The 17,770-nt window shown below is 42.7% G+C and carries 19 protein-coding genes; 6 read left to right on the plus strand and 13 right to left on the minus strand.

The window, feature by feature from the left end; genetic code table 11:
* The first annotated feature begins 203 nt into the window (after nt 1–203).
* Entirely contained in the window at nt 204–1,814 is a 1,611-nt protein-coding gene (gene guaA, locus CUR83_RS00885) for a glutamine-hydrolyzing GMP synthase (RefSeq protein WP_284718882.1), read from the plus strand.
* A 58-nt stretch (nt 1,815–1,872) separates the two neighbouring features.
* Here the strand turns inward: guaA and CUR83_RS00890 are convergent, their stop codons facing one another.
* Entirely contained in the window at nt 1,873–2,094 is a 222-nt protein-coding gene (locus tag CUR83_RS00890; protein WP_284718883.1) for a hypothetical protein, read from the minus strand.
* Between the two features lie 253 nt (nt 2,095–2,347).
* On the opposite strand from CUR83_RS00890, the gene CUR83_RS00895 reads away from it, so the two are divergent.
* The gene (locus CUR83_RS00895; protein ID WP_071002712.1) at nt 2,348–2,704 is read left to right on the plus strand and encodes an IS630 transposase-related protein; all 357 of its coding nucleotides are present in this window, start codon (nt 2,348–2,350) and stop codon (nt 2,702–2,704) included.
* Nucleotides 2,685–3,197: an IS630 family transposase gene (locus tag CUR83_RS00900; protein WP_227517133.1), complete on the plus strand. Its 513-nt coding sequence runs from the start codon at nt 2,685–2,687 to the stop codon at nt 3,195–3,197. The genes CUR83_RS00895 and CUR83_RS00900 overlap by 20 nt, the downstream gene beginning before the upstream one ends.
* On the opposite strand, the gene CUR83_RS00905 is transcribed toward CUR83_RS00900, so the two are convergent.
* The 4 genes from CUR83_RS00905 to CUR83_RS00920 form a co-directional block, all read right to left on the minus strand.
* The gene (locus CUR83_RS00905) at nt 3,184–3,597 is read right to left on the minus strand and encodes a hypothetical protein (RefSeq protein WP_284718884.1); all 414 of its coding nucleotides are present in this window, start codon (nt 3,595–3,597) and stop codon (nt 3,184–3,186) included. The genes CUR83_RS00900 and CUR83_RS00905 overlap by 14 nt on opposite strands.
* A gap of 8 nt (nt 3,598–3,605) precedes the next feature.
* Complete coding sequence (locus CUR83_RS00910; protein WP_093070207.1) at nt 3,606–4,136, minus strand: hypothetical protein; 531 nt, start codon at nt 4,134–4,136, stop codon at nt 3,606–3,608.
* Complete coding sequence (locus tag CUR83_RS00915; RefSeq protein ID WP_284718885.1) at nt 4,133–4,924, minus strand: TIGR04255 family protein; 792 nt, start codon at nt 4,922–4,924, stop codon at nt 4,133–4,135. The genes CUR83_RS00910 and CUR83_RS00915 overlap by 4 nt, the downstream gene beginning before the upstream one ends.
* A 166-nt stretch (nt 4,925–5,090) precedes the next feature.
* Entirely contained in the window at nt 5,091–6,095 is a 1,005-nt protein-coding gene (locus CUR83_RS00920) for a YhdH/YhfP family quinone oxidoreductase (protein WP_093070203.1), read from the minus strand.
* 204 nt (nt 6,096–6,299) lie between these two features.
* Here CUR83_RS00920 and CUR83_RS00925 point away from each other — a divergent pair.
* A protein-coding gene (locus CUR83_RS00925; protein ID WP_284718886.1) for an IS3 family transposase occupies nt 6,300–7,465 on the plus strand; the annotation gives its coding sequence in 2 pieces (ribosomal slippage) (nt 6,300–6,558 and nt 6,558–7,465; 1,167 coding nt in all).
* 131 nt (nt 7,466–7,596) lie between these two features.
* Here CUR83_RS00925 and CUR83_RS00930 read toward each other — a convergent pair.
* Both CUR83_RS00930 and CUR83_RS00935 read right to left on the minus strand, forming a co-directional pair.
* A complete protein-coding gene (locus CUR83_RS00930; RefSeq protein WP_093070201.1) occupies nt 7,597–8,574 on the minus strand; it encodes a zinc-binding dehydrogenase in 978 nt (325 codons plus the stop codon).
* Between the two features lie 349 nt (nt 8,575–8,923).
* Nucleotides 8,924–9,214: a DUF2798 domain-containing protein gene (locus CUR83_RS00935; RefSeq protein WP_223335356.1), complete on the minus strand. Its 291-nt coding sequence runs from the start codon at nt 9,212–9,214 to the stop codon at nt 8,924–8,926.
* Between the two features lie 176 nt (nt 9,215–9,390).
* On the opposite strand from CUR83_RS00935, the gene CUR83_RS00940 reads away from it, so the two are divergent.
* Nucleotides 9,391–9,735, plus strand: coding sequence for an aspartate/glutamate racemase family protein (locus CUR83_RS00940; protein ID WP_284719792.1), 345 nt, complete (start codon nt 9,391–9,393; stop codon nt 9,733–9,735).
* A 522-nt stretch (nt 9,736–10,257) separates the two neighbouring features.
* Nucleotides 10,258–11,208: an alpha/beta hydrolase gene (locus tag CUR83_RS00945; RefSeq protein WP_093070199.1), complete on the plus strand. Its 951-nt coding sequence runs from the start codon at nt 10,258–10,260 to the stop codon at nt 11,206–11,208.
* A gap of 1 nt (nt 11,209) precedes the next feature.
* Here the strand turns inward: CUR83_RS00945 and CUR83_RS00950 are convergent, their stop codons facing one another.
* From CUR83_RS00950 to CUR83_RS00975, 6 genes are all read right to left on the minus strand, one after another.
* Nucleotides 11,210–12,253, minus strand: coding sequence for an NAD(P)H-dependent flavin oxidoreductase (locus CUR83_RS00950; protein ID WP_186475329.1), 1,044 nt, complete (start codon nt 12,251–12,253; stop codon nt 11,210–11,212).
* Nucleotides 12,254–12,409: 156 nt separating this feature from the next.
* Nucleotides 12,410–14,167 carry an ATP-dependent nuclease gene (locus tag CUR83_RS00955; protein ID WP_284718887.1) on the minus strand — a complete coding sequence of 586 codons (1,758 nt, stop codon included), beginning with the start codon at nt 14,165–14,167 and terminating at the stop codon, nt 12,410–12,412.
* Nucleotides 14,168–14,597: 430 nt separating this feature from the next.
* Nucleotides 14,598–14,975, minus strand: coding sequence for a VOC family protein (locus tag CUR83_RS00960; RefSeq protein ID WP_093071292.1), 378 nt, complete (start codon nt 14,973–14,975; stop codon nt 14,598–14,600).
* An 18-nt stretch (nt 14,976–14,993) separates the two neighbouring features.
* Nucleotides 14,994–15,536 (minus strand): acyl-CoA thioesterase, encoded by a 543-nt coding sequence (locus CUR83_RS00965; protein ID WP_284718888.1) that lies wholly within the window; start codon nt 15,534–15,536, stop codon nt 14,994–14,996.
* Between the two features lie 74 nt (nt 15,537–15,610).
* Entirely contained in the window at nt 15,611–16,654 is a 1,044-nt protein-coding gene (locus CUR83_RS00970; RefSeq protein ID WP_284718889.1) for a YheT family hydrolase, read from the minus strand.
* Nucleotides 16,655–16,989: 335 nt separating this feature from the next.
* Nucleotides 16,990–17,592, minus strand: coding sequence for a YigZ family protein (locus tag CUR83_RS00975; RefSeq protein ID WP_284718890.1), 603 nt, complete (start codon nt 17,590–17,592; stop codon nt 16,990–16,992).
* Nucleotides 17,593–17,770: the final 178 nt, after the last annotated feature.

A 17,770-nucleotide genomic window follows, 5' to 3' on the forward strand; every position in this document is an offset into this window, starting at 1 on the left:
TATAGAGATACACACCTATAAAATAAGGTTTTATAAAAGGTTTATAGCGATAGGCGTCAAAAATCTGTCTTAGTCATGTCCTTATGTTGAGTGCGTCAACGCTTGAAAAAAATAGTTAAGAATAAACCGCATATCAACCGCCATTCATGGCGCTAAACTTGTTAAAATAGGGCACCAATTTTTTATTGATGGATACTCACCTTATGACGACCGCATCATCGACGCCAACTATCAAGCAAGACCGCATTTTAATCCTCGATTTTGGCTCGCAATACAGTCAGTTAATCGCCCGCCGTGTGCGCGATTCTGGGGTATTTTGTGAGATGTTCCCTTATGACATCGACACTCAGCGTATCATCGATTTTGGCGCAAAAGGCGTCATCTTATCGGGTGGCCCTGAGAGTGTGCATGCGGACAATAGCCCGCGTATCAATGACGCGGTGTTTGAGCTCGGTGTACCAGTACTTGGCATTTGCTACGGTATGCAGGCGATGGCAGATCGCTTCGGCGGGCAAGTTCATGCCAGTGATATTCATGAGTTTGGTGCGGCGACCATCGAAGTAAATGGTCACTCGCAGCTGACTGACGGTATCGAAGACAGCAAGACTGACGGCGCGGCTGCCAAGCTAAACGTTTGGATGAGTCATGGTGATAAAGTCATCAAAGCGCCTGAAGGCTTTGACATCGTTGCTAGTACGCCAAGCTGCCCGATTGCGATTATGGCTAATGATGACAAGCAATATTACGGTCTACAGTTCCACCCAGAAGTGACGCACACCCTACAAGGTCAAGCGCTGCTAGGTCGTTTTGTCCATCAGATTTGCGATTGTGCTGGTGAGTGGACGCCAGACAATATCGCTGATATGCGTATTGCACAGCTCAAAGAGCAAATCGGTGACAAGCAAGTATTGCTCGGACTATCGGGCGGCGTGGACAGCTCAGTCGTTGCAGCACTACTGCACAAAGCCATTGGCGATCAGCTGACTTGTGTGTTTGTGGATAATGGTCTCTTGCGTCTGCATGAAGGCGATCAGGTCATGCAAGTTTTTGCAGAAAACATGGGCGTCAAAGTCGTCCGCGTCGATGCCGAAGAGCGCTTCTTAACCGCGCTGGCTGGCGAGAGCGACCCAGAGAAAAAGCGTAAAATCATTGGTAAAACCTTCATCGACGTATTCGCTGATAGTGCGCGTCAAGTGAGCGAGCAGAGCGATGGTAAAGTTGTTGAGTTCTTAGCACAGGGTACGATTTACCCAGACGTGATCGAATCTGCTAAGTCACATCAAGGTAAAGCACACGTCATTAAGAGCCATCATAACGTTGGCGGTTTGCCAGATGACTTGGCGTTTGAATTGGTTGAGCCGTTACGCGATCTATTTAAAGATGAAGTGCGTAAACTTGGTAGCACCCTTGGTCTACCAGAGAAGATGATTTACCGTCATCCATTCCCAGGGCCAGGTCTAGGCGTACGAATCCTTGGCGAAGTGAAAAAAGAATACGCTGATGTCTTGCGTTTGGCAGATGCTATCTTTATGCAGGAGCTGGAGCGCTCTGGCTGGTATGACAAAACCGCGCAAGCCTTTGCGGTATTCCAACCAATCAAATCAGTTGGCGTGGTCGGTGATGGCCGCCGCTATGCGTGGGTGATTGCGCTACGTGCCGTTGAGACGGTGGACTTTATGACCGCGCGCTTTGCCCATCTACCGTATGATTTGATTGAGACAGTATCGAATCGCATCATGAATGAAATCGCTGAGGTCTCACGCGTGACGTATGATGTATCGAGCAAGCCGCCGGCGACGATTGAGTGGGAATAATCTCTACTCAGTATTTAGCTGAAATAAAAAACACTCAACTTGGTTGGGTGTTTTTTGTCTAAATTCCTGTATCAGGTGGTATAGGGTTATTTTCTTCGTACGAAAGATAGTCAAAATCGATACGTTGATATTGGCGTAAAGTACCTACAGAAATTTTAAATTCAGTGCCTACTTTAGGAACAGAGACGTCCATTCCTGCATCTTTTAATATATCGGCATATTCATTAAGTGCATCAGTAGCAGAAGCAATAGACTGATCATTAGAAGCTATACCTAACAAATTAACTGAATAAGTTTCTTCATCCTTAATATCTCGATTTGGATAAATATCAACATATATACCAGTTAGATATTCATTAGCTCGCTTAGCAATCTTTTTTCTTTTACCTTTTTTATCAGAAGACGCGATTAGCTGATCGAATTTAGTAGGTAATGCTGGTCTTTTATAACGACCAGCTAGCCAATCAATATAGTCAATCCCACTTAAAAATGTTATAAACTAATTATCAAACCCAATTGTTATTATAAAGACCATGACTTACTCACTAGATTTTCGCAAACAAGTGCTAAAAAGCTTAGACGAGGGTATGACCTTTGCCGAGGCAGCTGAATTCTATAACCTCAGCCCAACCACGATACAAAACTGGAAGCGGCGTGTTCATAGCAAAACAACCAGGCAAACCAAACCCTATAAAATACCAGATGACGTGCTACTTAATGATGTTAAAGAACATCCTGATGATTACCAGTATGAGCGAGCCCGTCGTCTAAACTGTAGTAAAACAGGCATTTATCATGCCCTAAAGCGCCTAGGCATCAGTCAAAAAAAAGACATTAGAGCATCCAAAAGCTTGCCCAATAAAAAGAGCGGTGTATCAGGGAAAGCTTAATAGCTTTACGCAGCAAGGCTATCCCATCGTTTATATGGATGAAAGTGGCTTTGAGTCTGAAACCATTCGCTCTCATGGTTATGCACCGATTGGTAAGCCTTGTATCGATAGCTACAACTGGCAAGGTAAAAGGCGAACCAACGTTATTGGTGCTCTGTATGAAAAGATGCTGTTTGCGCTTGATTACTTTGAGACAAACATCAACAGCATTGTCTTCTATCACTGGTGCAAACACAAACTAATCCCAAGTCTTAAAACAAAATGCGTGATTGTGATGGATAACGCCAAATTTCATAAAAGCAAACGCATTCAAAAGCTACTAAACAGGCACGGGCATCGTATTCTTTGGTTGCCGCCGTACAGCCCAGACCTAAACCCTATCGAAAAGAAATGGGCTCAAGTGAAGTTTCTACGCCAAGGCTGGATGGAAAACGACTTATCCAAATTGTTTTATGATGTTTGTCCTAGCCATAACAATTTTATTTTGAACTGACTATATACTGATTTAGGTTCCCTTCTAAAAAGTTAATTGAAGAATCAGGTTTAAATTCTTCAAGAAGTGACTTTTTTATTTGAATTTTTTCGTGAGCTTTTAGCTCTAAAATAACCTTCTCATCAGAGCTGTTTGAGTTGGCTTCTATATGCAATATTCTAGGATGACGATTATGGCTATACTGTTTATTAAACGCTTCAGCTGATAAAGGCCGGACAATAGAGAGCTCGATGTATTCTTCTTGCGAGGAGGCAACGTCGCATGATTGCGAGGCAACAACCAACAAGTTGTTAGCAGATATAGTGAACGTACTATCTATATCACCTATTAGCTTTGCAACTGTTTCAGGTTTGACAAAGCTGCCTTGTCGCCATCCTAATGCTTCGAGTATACGCTGCATTTAAACCTCTAAATTAAACCTAATTCAGGCGTCAGTGATTGATGAGCAAGACGTCGACCTGCAAAAATTATTTTTTCTCTATCAAGCTTTTCGTCTGTTAACATTTGCATCACGCTAGTAGAACCTAGGATAGGGGTAAACAGCTTTTCTTTATCAGTAGGAAGCTTGTTATAACTCCAGTCTTCTGCGATAACGCTTAACTCAAACACTCTTTGTCTATCTTTTTCTTTACTAATCCCTTGCTTCTCCCAGTTGTACAGTGTTTTTCTTGAGACACCAACAAGCTTAGCAAGCTCTTCATCACTCAAATCAAAATACTCTTTTATTGTCGAAAGCTGAGACTGGCGAGTATTGTACTTAACATTAATACTTGATCCGCTTGCTTGGCTCATTTTGTCAATTATATAACGACTGTTATCGTAACTGGTTGATTTCTTAAAAGCATAGGCTGGAGTAGTGGCAAGAATAGAAGCGCCTATAAAAGCGGTAGTAATGTTCTTATTTATCCAGCTATTTGCTCCATAACTGTTTTGTCTCATTTCCATGCCTCCTTGGCTTGTTCTGTTGTTACATTCCAAAATGCTTTTCGACTGATTTTATGCATGTGTGATAGCTTACTAAGTATTAATCCTTTATTAAAATCTAGTGGACCGGACTCTTCTTCCTGAGCATTCCATACATGGTCGATATCCAATAGTAGTCTTTTGACAGGCTTATCAGAAGATTTTTCTATTGAAATGGGTAAATTCTCTGCATCAGGCCAAACTAAAACTTTATCCTCACCGTATATCGAACGAATAAAAATAGCCCCTTCTGTGGTTCTCCATAAAGTTTCATTAGTCTGTCTTAGTAAGCTCCCTGACAGTTTTAAATCATCGTTGTTGTATAGTCTAGGCTGAACAAAATCTTCTATTGAGCCTTTGCCTTCAATGTTAAAAATGGTATCGCTATAACGTAAGCCAAGACCTAAACAGAGGCTTGGGTTAATAACATCTATAATAGTTTGTAATAAGAAATCACAGTTCTCTTCAAATCCATTAAAGCGTTCATATTCACTAGTCATAAACAATAAACGATTCTGGTTAACCGAAGCTGCGGTATGACTATTTTTAGAGATAAACTCCCAGTTGGCTTGAGCCTCTAAGCTTATACCGTTAGGCGACACCGTAATTTCTTGGGTCTCAGTGTTCCTTAGAATTGGTAGCTTATTTCTCAAAGCATCTTGAATCTTAGGTATGTATTCCTTTATACCTAGTATAGGAGAAAATCTAAATTCTGCTAATACAAAGACCAAAGGTTGATTTGATAACTTTTTATAGTCACACATGTTGAACTCTCAGTAAGCTGATAAGTCTATTTAAAGTTATTATATAATACACACTATGTGTAATTAGTTGTGTAATTTTTGGAAAACAATTGAGAATTCCAAAAAAAAGCAGCACCCCGAAAGAGCACTGCCATCATCTAAAAACTCATTTCTCTAAACCAATAACCTAACCCCGCACATTCACCACATAACGCCCAACCACCTTACTCGAAATAAAGCGATCTAAGTATTCAGGCGTTTGCTCAAGGGTAATTTCTTCAGCATAACCCTCAAGGTCAGGCAATTTCATATCGGTTGAAACGCGCTGCCAAATCGCTTTTTTGTCCTCAAGGGGGATAAGTACCGAGTCGACACCCAATAATGACACTGCTCTGGTGATAAATGGCATGACCGTCATCGAAAACTCCGCACCGCCCGCTAGGCCGCAACTGGTCACTGCGCCGCCCGCTTTGGTTTGCTTGAGCAAATTAGCTAGATAATCGCCACCGAGTGTATCAATGGCATTGGCCCACAGCTCACGGCCGATAGGTTTGCTACCGATTTCATTGATCGTATCGCGATGACGGACTTCGCTTGCGCCAAGATTTTTTAGATAATCGCTTTGTTCAGGCTTACCTGAGAAGGCGATAACCTCATAGCCCAATTGACTTAATATAGCGATACTGATACTACCGACGCCGCCCGTTGCGCCCGTGACGGCGACTGGTCCGTCTTCAGGTTTTGCGCCCATTTTCTCAAGCTTTTGCACGCTTAAGGCTGCGGTTAGGCCGCCAGTACCATAAATCATTGCTTCTTTTAATGTTAATGATTTTGGACATTCTATCGCCCAATCAGCGGGTATCGAGATTATCTGGCCAAGCCCGCCTGCGGTGTCCATGCCGAGATCATAGCCGAATACCAACACTTCTTGCCCTGCGCTAAACGTGCCTGATTTGTCACTGACGACGACACCTGCCGCGTCAATACCAGGGGTATGCGGATAGTTTCTGGTGATTCTTTTATTGCCCGTGGCTGACATGGCATCTTTGTAGTTCAATGATGAATAATGCACTTCGATGAGCAAGTCATTCTCTGGTAAGTCACTGACTTTGCGCTCGTGAATGCTTTTTTTGAATTCACCGTCGTTAGTTTCTTCAACGACTAAGGCTTTAAACGTTTTCTCGTTTGACATAGTGATATCCCTATTACGTTTTATTGTTTATGTTCATGAGTCATGGCTTAACTATCGCATGCTTCATTATCTCATGACTGCAAAGCCATTAAAGCAAAAAAATCCCACTGTACTTTAGGATAAATACAAACGGGCTTCTTGAGCTATGCTGAAGAAACCGTACAACTAAACTTGGTAAACTAAGCACAATTATAGGAGTTTACCATGACCAAGAAATTAAGAACCTACAGTAACGAATTTAAAGCTGAAGCTGTCAAGAAGATAGCAGATAATAATGGCAATATCTCAGCTACTGCAAAGCAGTTAGGTATTGCCATGCAAACGCTATCAAACTGGCATAACAAAGCCAATCAAGGCAAGCTTGTTGGCACAGAGCAATATGATCCTGACCTTATGAGTGCTCTTCAAGAAATAAAGCAGCTCAAGCGTCAGCTCAAAGTGGCTGAAGAGGAGCGCGAGATTCTAAAAAAGGCGACCGCGTACTTCGCGAAAAACAGCCCGTAAAGTACGCTTTTATCAAAGACAATCGTCAGATATTTAGCACCACTACTATGTGCCGTGTATTAAGCGTTAAGCCCTCAAGCTACTACGATTGGCTAAGTCGTGACATCAGCGAACAGCAGGTACACCGCAATCAGTGCGAGCTACTAGTTAAAGCCGCTCACAGTGAAATGAAAGAACGTTATGGCGTAGATCGATTGCATGCTCATCTAAGCAAACAAGGCCACAACATTAGCCTGTATATGGTAAGAAGCATCAAAGAGGAACACGGCATCAAATGCCGTCGTCATAAGCGCTTTAAAGTCACTACTGACTCAAACCACAACAAGCTGGTCTATGACAATGTTTTAGATCAGAGGTTTGACGCTAAGCGTCCTAACGAAGCATGGGTCAGCGACATTACCTATATCCGGACTGCTGAGGGCTGGTTATATTTAGCTGGAGTGAAAGATTTATACACCAAAGAGCTTGTCGGCTACGCTATCAATAAGCGCATGACCGCTGATTTAGTATGCCGTGCACTCAATATGGCAATCAAGAACAAACGACCTACTCAAGGACTGATTGTTCATTCAGATAGAGGTAGCCAATATTGTAGCCATGCGTACCATAAGATTATCGAGCAGCATAAGTTTACAGGCTCAATGAGCGGCAAAGGTAATTGCTATGACAACGCACCTATAGAAAGCTTCTGGGGCGTCTTGAAGAATGAACTAGTATATCATCAAGATTATAAAACGAGGTTTGCAGCCATTAGCGATATCATTGGGTATATTGAGCTGTATTATAATCAGACTAGGATTCAAAAGGGCTTGGGCTATCGAGCGCCAAGACAGGTGTGGTTTGACTACTATCGTCAGGCTGCGTAATTAAAATCTCCCAAGTTTGGTTCTACGGATTTGACAGCATGGGTCATCTTGTTATTTTATGCTACCTCTGATGATAATAGTCGTTGAAAGGTTAGTGTGTAAATTATAGTTTTGACAATACTTTAAAGTTACTAAGGTTTTAATAGTACCTTACCTTTTTTGCCAGATTGCACATCACCTGAGACGGCTTTGGTAATCTCATCAAGCCCATAAACCGCTTCAATTGGTAATTTTAGATTGCCGTTGGTCGCGCGCTCTAGTAGTTCATCAATCAGACGCTGTTTGTTGTCCAGATCCATTTCTTGGCTAGTTTTGCTGCCCCAGAAGCCTTTGACGATAGCTTGCTTAAAGATCAGGCTGCCAGCGTCTAGTTGCATTGGTTTACCTGACATAATACCAAACGAGACCAACGTGCCGTTGCTACCGAGTAGCGATAGCAGCTCATTGCTTGATTCGCCACCGACGGAGTCCACAGCAGCGGTGATCTTGTCCTCACCGATGATAGCGCGGACTTGGTCTTGCCAGTCATCATCAGTAGTGACGACATTGTTTTTGATATCTAGCGCGGTCAGCTCTTCTAACGAGTCTTTGCTACGCACGAGATTAATGGTGTTCACACCGCGTGCCGCTGCCAGCATGGCTAGTGTTTTACCAACAGCACCATTAGCCGCATTATGGATGATCCATTGTCCACTATCTACTTCTAGGAATTCAAGAAGCATCAAGGCGGATAATGGCATAGCAATCAGCTGCGCGGCCAGTTCGTCTTCGATGCTATCAGGGATGACAAACACCATAGTGGCAGGGGCGACAAAATACTCTGCCCACGTTTCGTGCACACTGGCACAGGCCACGCGCTGACCGATGCTTAAGTCTGTGACCTCATCACCGACCGCATCAATAATTCCTAACGCTTCACTACCGCCAACCGCTGGCATTTCTGGCTTGTAGCCGTATTGCCCGCTGACCGTTAGCATGTCGTGGTTATGAATGGGGGAAAGGATGGTTTTGATACGTACTTCGTTGGCAGCAGGCTGCGGCATAGGACGCTCGCCCACGCTCAGTACGTCGGAAGGTTTGCCAAAGTGATCATAAGTAGCAACGCGCATAAATTATCCTTAATCAATTATTTGTTATTATGTGTGTGGGTCCCAGACCAGCACGTTATGGTGTAGCTATCGTACTGTGTGATCTGGTTTAAATATAATCAGTATGGATCATACTATAGATAACAATAGACTGGTCGTCTAGTAAATAGATGATAACGTTATGTATGGTTTTGTTTCAGGTGGATTAAATGCTCAGTCATTGTCTTGACAGCATAGATATGGATTGCTGCATTTGATAAAGATGAGCAGTCGCCATACTGACCATGTACAGACATAGTGCTTGAGCCGTCAATGACACGGCGCTATATGGAAAGAGATTGACTATATAGGGGCTTAATAAAATAGCGGCTTAATAAAACTCAATGCGACTAAGGATGTGCTCCTGCACCATATAAGCACAAAAATACGCGCTGGGCCACGCCACGATAAAGGCCAGTCCCCATGAGTGTAGTAGCTCGGTAAAAAAACCGTCAATATAGCCCACTTTTATAAGCAATAATACGGTTGAGATGATGAGTGACATCATCATCGCCATAAGACCGGTAAAGATCAGGCGATAGTATTTACGGCGGGTGCGTATTCTGATGGTGGGGAAGTTGGCCATAGTTTCGATTGTCCTACAAGTGATAGCAGTGCTCATGATACTCCGTGATGACGGACTGGTAAAATCGTTATTATCAATCGTCAGGTTTGCTATAGATTCATAACCATCTTTTTATCTTGAGAAAAACAATATCTCTAGATAATGCGCTCTTCTAGAGAGTAACTTTTGCTACGATAATCTATGATAAGTAAGACTAAACGATAAATAGGAAAATAGCGCTATTGGATACGCAGTTTACGATGACCCAAGATTTTTATAAGCAGCGACTGATTGATGCAGGGCTAGAAGTGTTGGTACCTGCCGAGGACGAGCGGGCAGAGGTACATCGTATTATCAAAAAAGAGCTGTGCGTCGGTAAGTTCAAAGGCAGCTCACGCCAATATTATATCGATGTCATAGCTAAGCTTACTGAGCAAGGAGCAGAGGGGGTGATACTAGGCTGTACTGAGATTGGCCTGTTGATCACGCAAGACGACAGTCCGATCCCTGTGTTTGATACCACCGCTATCCATGCGCGAGCTGCGGTAAGGTTTTTAGTGGATAAGGCAGTCGGCTAAATACTGCAAAGATAGCATAAAGCCTGCTGCGACCGTTTAGCCTTTATCGTAAGTTGGTTAATGGCTATCATGAACCTTTTTGTGCACTTTGACGATACGGCGCAGCGGTAACCGTCTCCATGGTGTCGTTGGTAGGGCAAATAGCAGCATGGTTTTGGCGATAGACCCTTTGGTAAGGTCACGCGATTTATTAGAGGGCGTACTCGTGTCGCTTAAGGTGCATCCTTATATGCCACTTTGATTGGGCTTTGATGAGTGTCAGTTGGGTTTAATTGAGAATAGATAGTGAGCTTAGGGTTGTAGTTATAACCACTACTGCTATAAAGCGCTCCTATTATAAATGACAATGCTTAAGCTATCTTGGCTAGAAAGGTAAACAAGAGCTAACGATAGTCTTGTTTATAGGCATAAGAAATAAGGGTTTGACTAGAAAGTTATAAATTAAAAAATCTAGGCACAAGTTTAGCGCTAAAATCAAAGTCAGATTTTGTTTCCACCTTAATTCTAAACAAGGATGTCTTTATGCTATTTAAACGCTTAGGCCTTGCCGCACTATTTAGTCTCTCTATCGTAGGCTGTACCACAGCGCCCAATACGCTTGCCGTTAACACTACCCAAAAAATTATCCAATATGAGCGCAATAAGTCTGATCTGGATGTCAAATCATTTACGCTAACTTCTGGCGACAAGTTAGTTTATGCCGAAAACGCCAACCTAACAGGCGAGCCCTTACTCCTTATTCACGGTTTTGGTGGTAATAAAGACAACTTCACCCGTATCGCTGATGAGTTAGAGGACTATCATCTGATCATTCCTGATCTGCTGGGTTTTGGTGAATCGAGCAAACCTATGAGCGCAGACTATCGCTCACAGGCACAGGCCACGCGCTTACATGAGCTGTTGCAAGCTAAAGGATTGGCAAGCAATATTCACATCGGCGGTAACTCGATGGGCGGCGCGATCAGTGTCGCGTATGCTGCACAGTACCCAAAAGACGTCAAAAGTCTGTGGCTTGTCGATAGCGCAGGGTTTTGGTCAGCAGGCGTGCCAAAATCGCTTGAGGGCGCAACCCTTGAGAACAACCCATTGCTGATCAATAGCAAAGAAGACTTCTACAAGATGTACGATTTTGTCATGTATAAGCCGCCTTATTTGCCCAAGTCAGTCAAAGCGGTATTCGCGCAAGAGCGTATCAATAATAAGGAGTTGGACGCCAAAATCCTTGAGCAAATCGTCACTGATAGTGTCGAGGAGCGCGCTCAAATCATCGCGAACTATCATATTCCAACGCTCGTGGTTTGGGGTGATAAAGATCAAGTCATCAAACCTGAAACGGTCAATGTGATCAAAGACATCATCCCGCAAGCGCAAGTCATTATGATGGAAGATATCGGTCATGTGCCGATGATAGAGGCAGTAGAGCAAACGGCTGATGACTATGAAGGGTTTCGTGCAACGCTGAAGGGTCAGTAATTCACAAACCTTTTATTAATCGTGTCAGTAAGGCGTCTGTACTTTCGTTTTTGACTAACGTGACGCCTTGCCCTGCCCATAACGACAGATGCTCGGCGTCCAAACGCTTGGCTGCATCCGCCCGCATAAACTTGGTCATGGCATTGAGTTGCGGGTAGGGCGGTAGCGTATCTGCACACTCAAACTGAGCAAAATCACGCAAATAGTTGTTTAATAATCCACGTGCAAGCTTACCTGAGAACAATCTGGTTAAGCGCGTCTCAGTACTGCGTAACCCTTGACTGGCATCAATAAGCGCTTGTTTATACGTATCATTAATACCGCATTGATCTGTGGTCAAAAACGCCGTTCCCATTTGCGCAAGCTCAGCACCTGCCGCTTGTACTGCCTTAATATCCTGTCCCGTCATGATGCCGCCCGCGGCGATCATTGGAATATCCGTGCAAGCGCGCGTTTGACCAATCAATGTCAGCAGCCCCATGGGGTCATTTGCGCTTTGTGGCAGCCAGCCACCGCGATGGCCGCCCGCTTCGACGCCTTGTACGCAGACGGCGTCCGCGCCAATATCCGCCCATGCTTTTGCCTCGTGAGGATGATTGGCCGTACCGACGACACGTGTGCCTAGACTCTGTAAGTGCTGCACTTGCTCGGCACTGATAATACCAAAGGTAAAGCTAGCGACAGGCACGGGGTTGTCATAGAGCACTTGTAACTGGTCTGCAAACCTAAGCGCTGGTCGCTCAGGCAATGAGGTGTCTATCTGGTTTTTTTGATAATATTCGTCTAACCAAGCAGGGATGTCGCTAGTAAAGGTATTAGACTCATGCTCAGACAACACCATTAAATTAATCATAAAAGGACGGTCGGTGCGCGATTTGATGGTATTGATTTGCTCGTTTAACACCTCAGGCGATGTGGTGCCAGCACCCAATGAGCCAAGCCCACCAAAATCACTCACTGTCAGCGCCAGCTCAGGCGTAGTCGCTCCTGCCATTGGTGCTTGGACGATGGGGTAGGTGAGGTTAAGCGTATTGAGTAAGCTCATGAATGGCTCCTTTTTATTAGGATATTTGCATGACTTACTGTAGCAGAGGTAGGCGGTGCGCGTGTTGGATAGTGTTTATTTAGTTGATGAATAGGGTGGTGGGTTTTGGTCATGCTTTTGCATTTGAGATAACTATATAAAGATTAATTCTAAAGTCTAAGAAACTTCAAGTATATTTTTTAAGAAAAATAATACTTCAGGGTATTCAACATTCATTTCGTTAATATCAGATTGTTCAATTATTTGACAGCAAGTATTAGTTAAAATCATCTTCATACCTTCTTGAGTAAAATTAATACTGCTTTTTTCAGGATTATTTTGCTTAGTAATATCTGTAATAAAATCTAATATAGGACTTTTGTTATACGCCCTAGAAGTTCTCTTGAGTCTGTCAGATTTTTTTATAGCTTTATATTTTTTTCTTCTTAATATTTTATTCGTTGCATCATATAAAATATCTGGGTAGATAAAATCTTCAAGCTCAATATCATTATACTCTTTACCATCGGCTCGAATGATATACCTACAGTTCAAATCTATATCTTTATAATGCCTACCTCTTAAAGAATTAAAAATGCTCCTGCCTTCACTATCACGATCAAATATTGCAACTATTTTTGGTTTATATTCTAAATCAGAGCAAAATTCTTCTAAGAATCTTAGATAACCGGGATATTTGGTAACACCACCTCCAATTAGGATGTTCGGAATAGGTAAGTTGAATTTTTTAAACAAAAAGGTAAGTATGTCTTTATCTTCCTGTCCTTCTACTAGAACATTAAACGGCATTACTTCCCATGAATCATTTTTACTTATACCAAAATTTTGTTTGATTCTTTGAGATTTTTCAAAATCAGATCCTTCGTATACCATCGTATTTAGCTTATAAAATAAAAAACCTTCTTTTCTAGCATACTCTTTCAATTCCTTAGTACCTTCAAATAAGAAGGTGTTTTTGAGGTTCTGTGTATTTATGAAAAAATGAGAGTGAGTAGTTATTAATATTTGACTATCTTTAGACTCTTCTAATAGCCTTGAGTATAGGCTTTTCTGCAAACCTGCTTGTAGGAAAATTTCAGGTTCATCTATTGCCCAAATAACATCCTTTTTAGTTCTTGAATTGACATACTGTATTAAAGACAATAAGATAATTCTTTGAATTCCACTCCCTTTAGTTTCCAGTTTCCGTTCATTGGTATCGTATAAAGTGAATTCGATAATTTTAGAAATAGCTTCTCTAAGAAAGTCATATTCTGGGAATTTAATTTGAAGCTTCCAATTATCAGAATCTATCGAGTCAACCTCCTTTAATAGGTTTTGGAAAATACTAGTTAAGTCGTTTTCAATATTTTTTACAGCACTCTTTGATAAATCTATAAACTGATTTAATTTTTCAAGAGAGTCTTTCTGAGTTTGGCCTCTTCTCTTATCCATACCTAAAGGTAAGATAGCATCATTGACAATCTCTGAAATTAGCTTGGGTATATCTATATTACTTGCCTCAATGAAGAAAAAGCTGAAATTACTATTTAAAAAATCTTCTATTTCTAGTTTGGATAACGATTTTCTACCTTTCTTCCCTTCGAGAACTACCTCCTTTATACCCTTTTTCTCACTAAAAGATTGTTTTATTTCCAAAACCTCAGAAGATTTATTTTCAATAAATCTACCTGTTAGCACTGTTTTGTATCCAGCACCTCTTGACCCCTCCACGATATGGTACGGGACATCCCTATCTGCATCAAAGTTATCAATTTTCGGATTGAAAAATAAGTTTAAAGCTCTCAAGAAGTTAGTTTTGCCTACATTATTTGAACCACATATAACTGTTAGATTGTCATTATCTATTTTCAGCTTAATGTCACTTATTGAGCGATAGTTTCTGATTCTAAATTCTACTAGTTGGTATTTCATTACTTATGACTTCCATAGATATTATTTTAAATAAGTGAATGTAGCTGTATTATGTCCTAATCTTTTCAAATAGACCTCTTGCATAAGTCGTCGCTAGCCCCTACCGCCTCGTTGATAAAGTTTAGTAAATTGGTACTTTTGCAAGAGGCCTAATGTAAATAGAAAGTTATGACCATCTCTCCCTTAGTGTGCCATAAAAGCTTATTATAAATAATCTATATACTGAATTTTTACACAAAAAAAGAGCCAATCATCCAAGCTACCCAAAAGATGACTAAGAAAATTGACACATTTTTATAACTTTACTTCTTAACTTTTGCTATTAATTCAACTGCAACAATACTTTCGCACTCATCAGCAGCTTAACCATATCATCACCGCTAATCGGCAAATTCCAATGACACGCCCTAAACAGACTGACTCTAGCTTTTTACTTCAACGGACTTATCGTTAGTATGACGCCGAATCCATCTGGATCAGTCAACTCGATGCCGTTTTCATTCCAATAAGGATTTTGTGAGGTGATTGGTAGTATATCTGCCTGTTTTGCTCTATCTATAATGGTTTGGATTTCTTCTTCGTTGTCTAAGTAAAACACGATCAAATCATCCCTGTCAGGATGATGGTTTGCTTTATCAGCGGAATAGGTAAACTCCATATGCCAATCCTGATCGGGAAATCCTAAAAAAACACCATCGTAACCATTATGGTCTTTGAAGCCGCCCAGCTTTTCTAGTCCAATAATATTCTGATAAAAATCAATAAGGGTGTCCAAATTATTGGTGTGCCGTGCATATCGAAATTTCATAAGTATCCTTACTCAATCCTAGTCCTGCGGTGGCCATGGACGATCAGCGTCACTCTCTATCCATTCGGCGACATAGCCAGTTGGCGGTAGGTCCCAGTCAGACTTGCCCAATGCGGCCAGTACTTGTGCCGTGTCAATCACTCGACCACCTTTGGTCACGCCTGTACGCAGTAACGCAGAGGAGCAAGGTTTGCCTTTGACCCACATGGATTGTTCAATATAGAGCCAGCGCGCGTCGATACCGACAATTTTGGTTTTTAGCGTGACTTTGTCAAACGCACGAATACGCTTGCGATATTGGATGGTACTGCCAGCGATGACCAAACCCCAACGCTGTTTTAGTAGCTGCGTGCCAAGCCCAGTGCGCACCGCAAAATCCATACGCCCCAAATCATACAGCGTGAATACGCGACCGTTATTCATCTCCAAGAAATTATCGATATCCGTCAGGCGACAGCGAAACTGGATCTCGCTGGTTTCTTTTAGGGTCAAGGTATCGCCCTTTTTTGCTTTTAAGGCGGCATGAGCGATGGTGCTGGCATAACGGATAAATGGGTACATAAAGTCGTCTCGAAGGTTTAAAGGACAGCATTAAAAGTCGTTAGATGAGGAGCTAATGTCAGGGCTACTTAGGCCTATTTTTTACGTGACTCGACCCCAATCCAATTGAAGTACGCACTCACCGTTTCGGGTAGCCAATTGATATCGAATCTGGATTTTTTATCACGGCCCTGAGCTTGTTTGCTATCCGAGCGATAGCGAATGTAGCCGACATGCCCGCCGTGCTCAGTATCTAAGATAGTGACGCAGTCGGAGACATCGTTAGCGGTGGCGGTAAAGCCCAAAAAGGGATCGTCCTTTGCACTGATGAGTAATAAAGGCTTGGTGACTTTGAGCAAATAGGGAAGGGCGGACGAGGCTTGATAGTAGTGGTTGTTAGAGCGGTAGCCATGACGCGGCGCGGTAAAGATATCATCAAAGTCACTGATGCGATTGACCGCTTTGATCGAGTCGATCTCCTCTTGAGTAATGTCATTGGCTAAGGCTTTTTTGATAATTGGGTTGAGTAAATAAGGCGTATAAATGCGATGACTTAAAAAGCTATGCATACTCAGCGCCGCTGATGACATATCAACTGGCGCGGAGATAACTACGGCACCTTTACAAAGAACCTTGTCTTCGTATTCGCCCATGTATTTGGCTAAGGCATTACCACCGAGTGAGACGCCGACCGCATACATATTGGCGTATTTTTCGCTTAGGTTTTGCAGCATGTAGTGCACTTCGCCCGTATCACCCGCGTTATAAAACACCCGTCCACTAGCTGGAATACCACCACAACTGCGAAAATGTGCCACCACAAAGTGCCACCCTTGCGCGTGCATCTGATAAGCCAGAGCGCGAGCATAATGGCTGTCGCTACTGCCTTCCATGCCATGGAATAAGACAATCAATGGCGTTTGCTCAAGCGCGCCGTTTTTTGATGTGTCTACTGGATGCGCATCATAAAAATCGTAGGCAATATCGCTTTCATCCAAAGAGTCTTTTTCGACTTCGCGGCGATAAGTTGGTGCTTTTGGCGCAAAAAACTTGGGTAGGATGCTTTGCAAGTGTGGATTGGTTAGCCAAAAGGGCGGCTTAAAAGGCGCTGGAGAGAAAGGTTTGGTTGAGGTTGACATATTTTGGTCTTATTTAATGATCGTGGAAAAGCAAAAAAGTAGCGTGGTGAGGTTTTTTATCATAACGCCAGTATCTGTAAAAACCAATGATTTTCAGTGAACGCATGATTACTGAAAATGGCTAACAAGCTAATAAATGACGACTGAATACAACTATAGTGAAACTATTATAAAAATGGTATAGCAAGATTAAACGCTATTTTCGCAGCCTCTAGAGACACAGTCACAGCAAGCAAGAAAAGTAGCGTTTAATCGAGCGCGTTTCCTATGCTGTATCAATTTTATTGAGGGTGTACTATATCTAAACGGCTAATGAGAAAGGTTAATCAAGTTTTTTAGACTTCTGGCTGATTCAATACCCACCCATCCATCGCAAGTCGCTCTTTTAAGCTGTCGATATCTGCCTCAGCCAATGTCGCAGTCAAGATGACTTGTTTGCTATAGGTGACATCATCGATGTGACCGCCAAGGCTCTCTATCATATAGCGGCATTGTGCTTCGGTTGCGAACTCTGCGAGTATCTGAATCTGTGCCATGGGTACATAGGGGTTCAATGTCATCTCATCGACCGCTGCTTGGGCTGCGCCTGCATAAGCGCGCGTCAGACCACCAGCGCCCAGCTTGATACCACCGAAATACCGCACCACGATGATGATGACATTGCCGATGGACTTGTGCTGCAAGACATTTAATATTGGTCTGCCTGCGGTACCACTCGGCTCGCCATCGTCATCAAAGCCTGCGCTGGTGGTGTTGTCAGGGTCGCCGATGATATAGGCCCAGCACCAATGGCGCGCATCAGGATATTGCTCGCGCAGCTGTTCCACGTGAAACATCGCTTGCTCACGCGAGCTGACAGGATAGGCATGAGCGATAAACTCAGATTTCTTAATTTCTAGGCGCGCGGTGACGGCGCGTTTTAGCGTTTGATAGCTCATATTTCATCAGGCTTAGGTTGGATATGGTAAACTTAGCTAACTGTCACTGTCGTCCGTATTTGGCACAGTGTTCATTTCATTTTTCATTATAGTACCATTTCTAACCATCGAAGATAACGAGGCGCTCATGGCGGAGTGCTGGCGTCGTTAGTTTCTGATTTAGGGCTGGTATCATAAA

This window comes from Psychrobacter pocilloporae (assembly GCF_029872915.1).
In the GTDB taxonomy this organism is placed as follows: Bacteria; Pseudomonadota; Gammaproteobacteria; order Pseudomonadales; family Moraxellaceae; genus Psychrobacter; species Psychrobacter pacificensis.

Excerpts from the sequence above, each read along its gene's own strand:
- guaA (WP_284718882.1), top strand. The coding sequence starts at position 204 with ATGACGACCGCATCATCGACGCCAACTATCAAGCAAGACCGCATTTTA.
- CUR83_RS00895 (WP_071002712.1), top strand. The coding sequence starts at position 2,348 with ATGACTTACTCACTAGATTTTCGCAAACAAGTGCTAAAAAGCTTAGAC.
- CUR83_RS00905 (WP_284718884.1), bottom strand. The coding sequence starts at position 3,597 with ATGCAGCGTATACTCGAAGCATTAGGATGGCGACAAGGCAGCTTTGTC.
- CUR83_RS00910 (WP_093070207.1), bottom strand. The coding sequence starts at position 4,136 with ATGAGACAAAACAGTTATGGAGCAAATAGCTGGATAAATAAGAACATT.
- CUR83_RS00915 (WP_284718885.1), bottom strand. The coding sequence starts at position 4,924 with ATGTGTGACTATAAAAAGTTATCAAATCAACCTTTGGTCTTTGTATTA.
- CUR83_RS00920 (WP_093070203.1), bottom strand. The coding sequence starts at position 6,095 with ATGTCAAACGAGAAAACGTTTAAAGCCTTAGTCGTTGAAGAAACTAAC.
- CUR83_RS00930 (WP_093070201.1), bottom strand. The coding sequence starts at position 8,574 with ATGCGCGTTGCTACTTATGATCACTTTGGCAAACCTTCCGACGTACTG.
- CUR83_RS00935 (WP_223335356.1), bottom strand. The coding sequence starts at position 9,214 with ATGAGCACTGCTATCACTTGTAGGACAATCGAAACTATGGCCAACTTC.
- CUR83_RS00945 (WP_093070199.1), top strand. The coding sequence starts at position 10,258 with ATGCTATTTAAACGCTTAGGCCTTGCCGCACTATTTAGTCTCTCTATC.
- CUR83_RS00950 (WP_186475329.1), bottom strand. The coding sequence starts at position 12,253 with ATGAGCTTACTCAATACGCTTAACCTCACCTACCCCATCGTCCAAGCA.
- CUR83_RS00955 (WP_284718887.1), bottom strand. The coding sequence starts at position 14,167 with ATGAAATACCAACTAGTAGAATTTAGAATCAGAAACTATCGCTCAATA.
- CUR83_RS00960 (WP_093071292.1), bottom strand. The coding sequence starts at position 14,975 with ATGAAATTTCGATATGCACGGCACACCAATAATTTGGACACCCTTATT.
- CUR83_RS00965 (WP_284718888.1), bottom strand. The coding sequence starts at position 15,536 with ATGTACCCATTTATCCGTTATGCCAGCACCATCGCTCATGCCGCCTTA.
- CUR83_RS00970 (WP_284718889.1), bottom strand. The coding sequence starts at position 16,654 with ATGTCAACCTCAACCAAACCTTTCTCTCCAGCGCCTTTTAAGCCGCCC.
- CUR83_RS00975 (WP_284718890.1), bottom strand. The coding sequence starts at position 17,592 with ATGAGCTATCAAACGCTAAAACGCGCCGTCACCGCGCGCCTAGAAATT.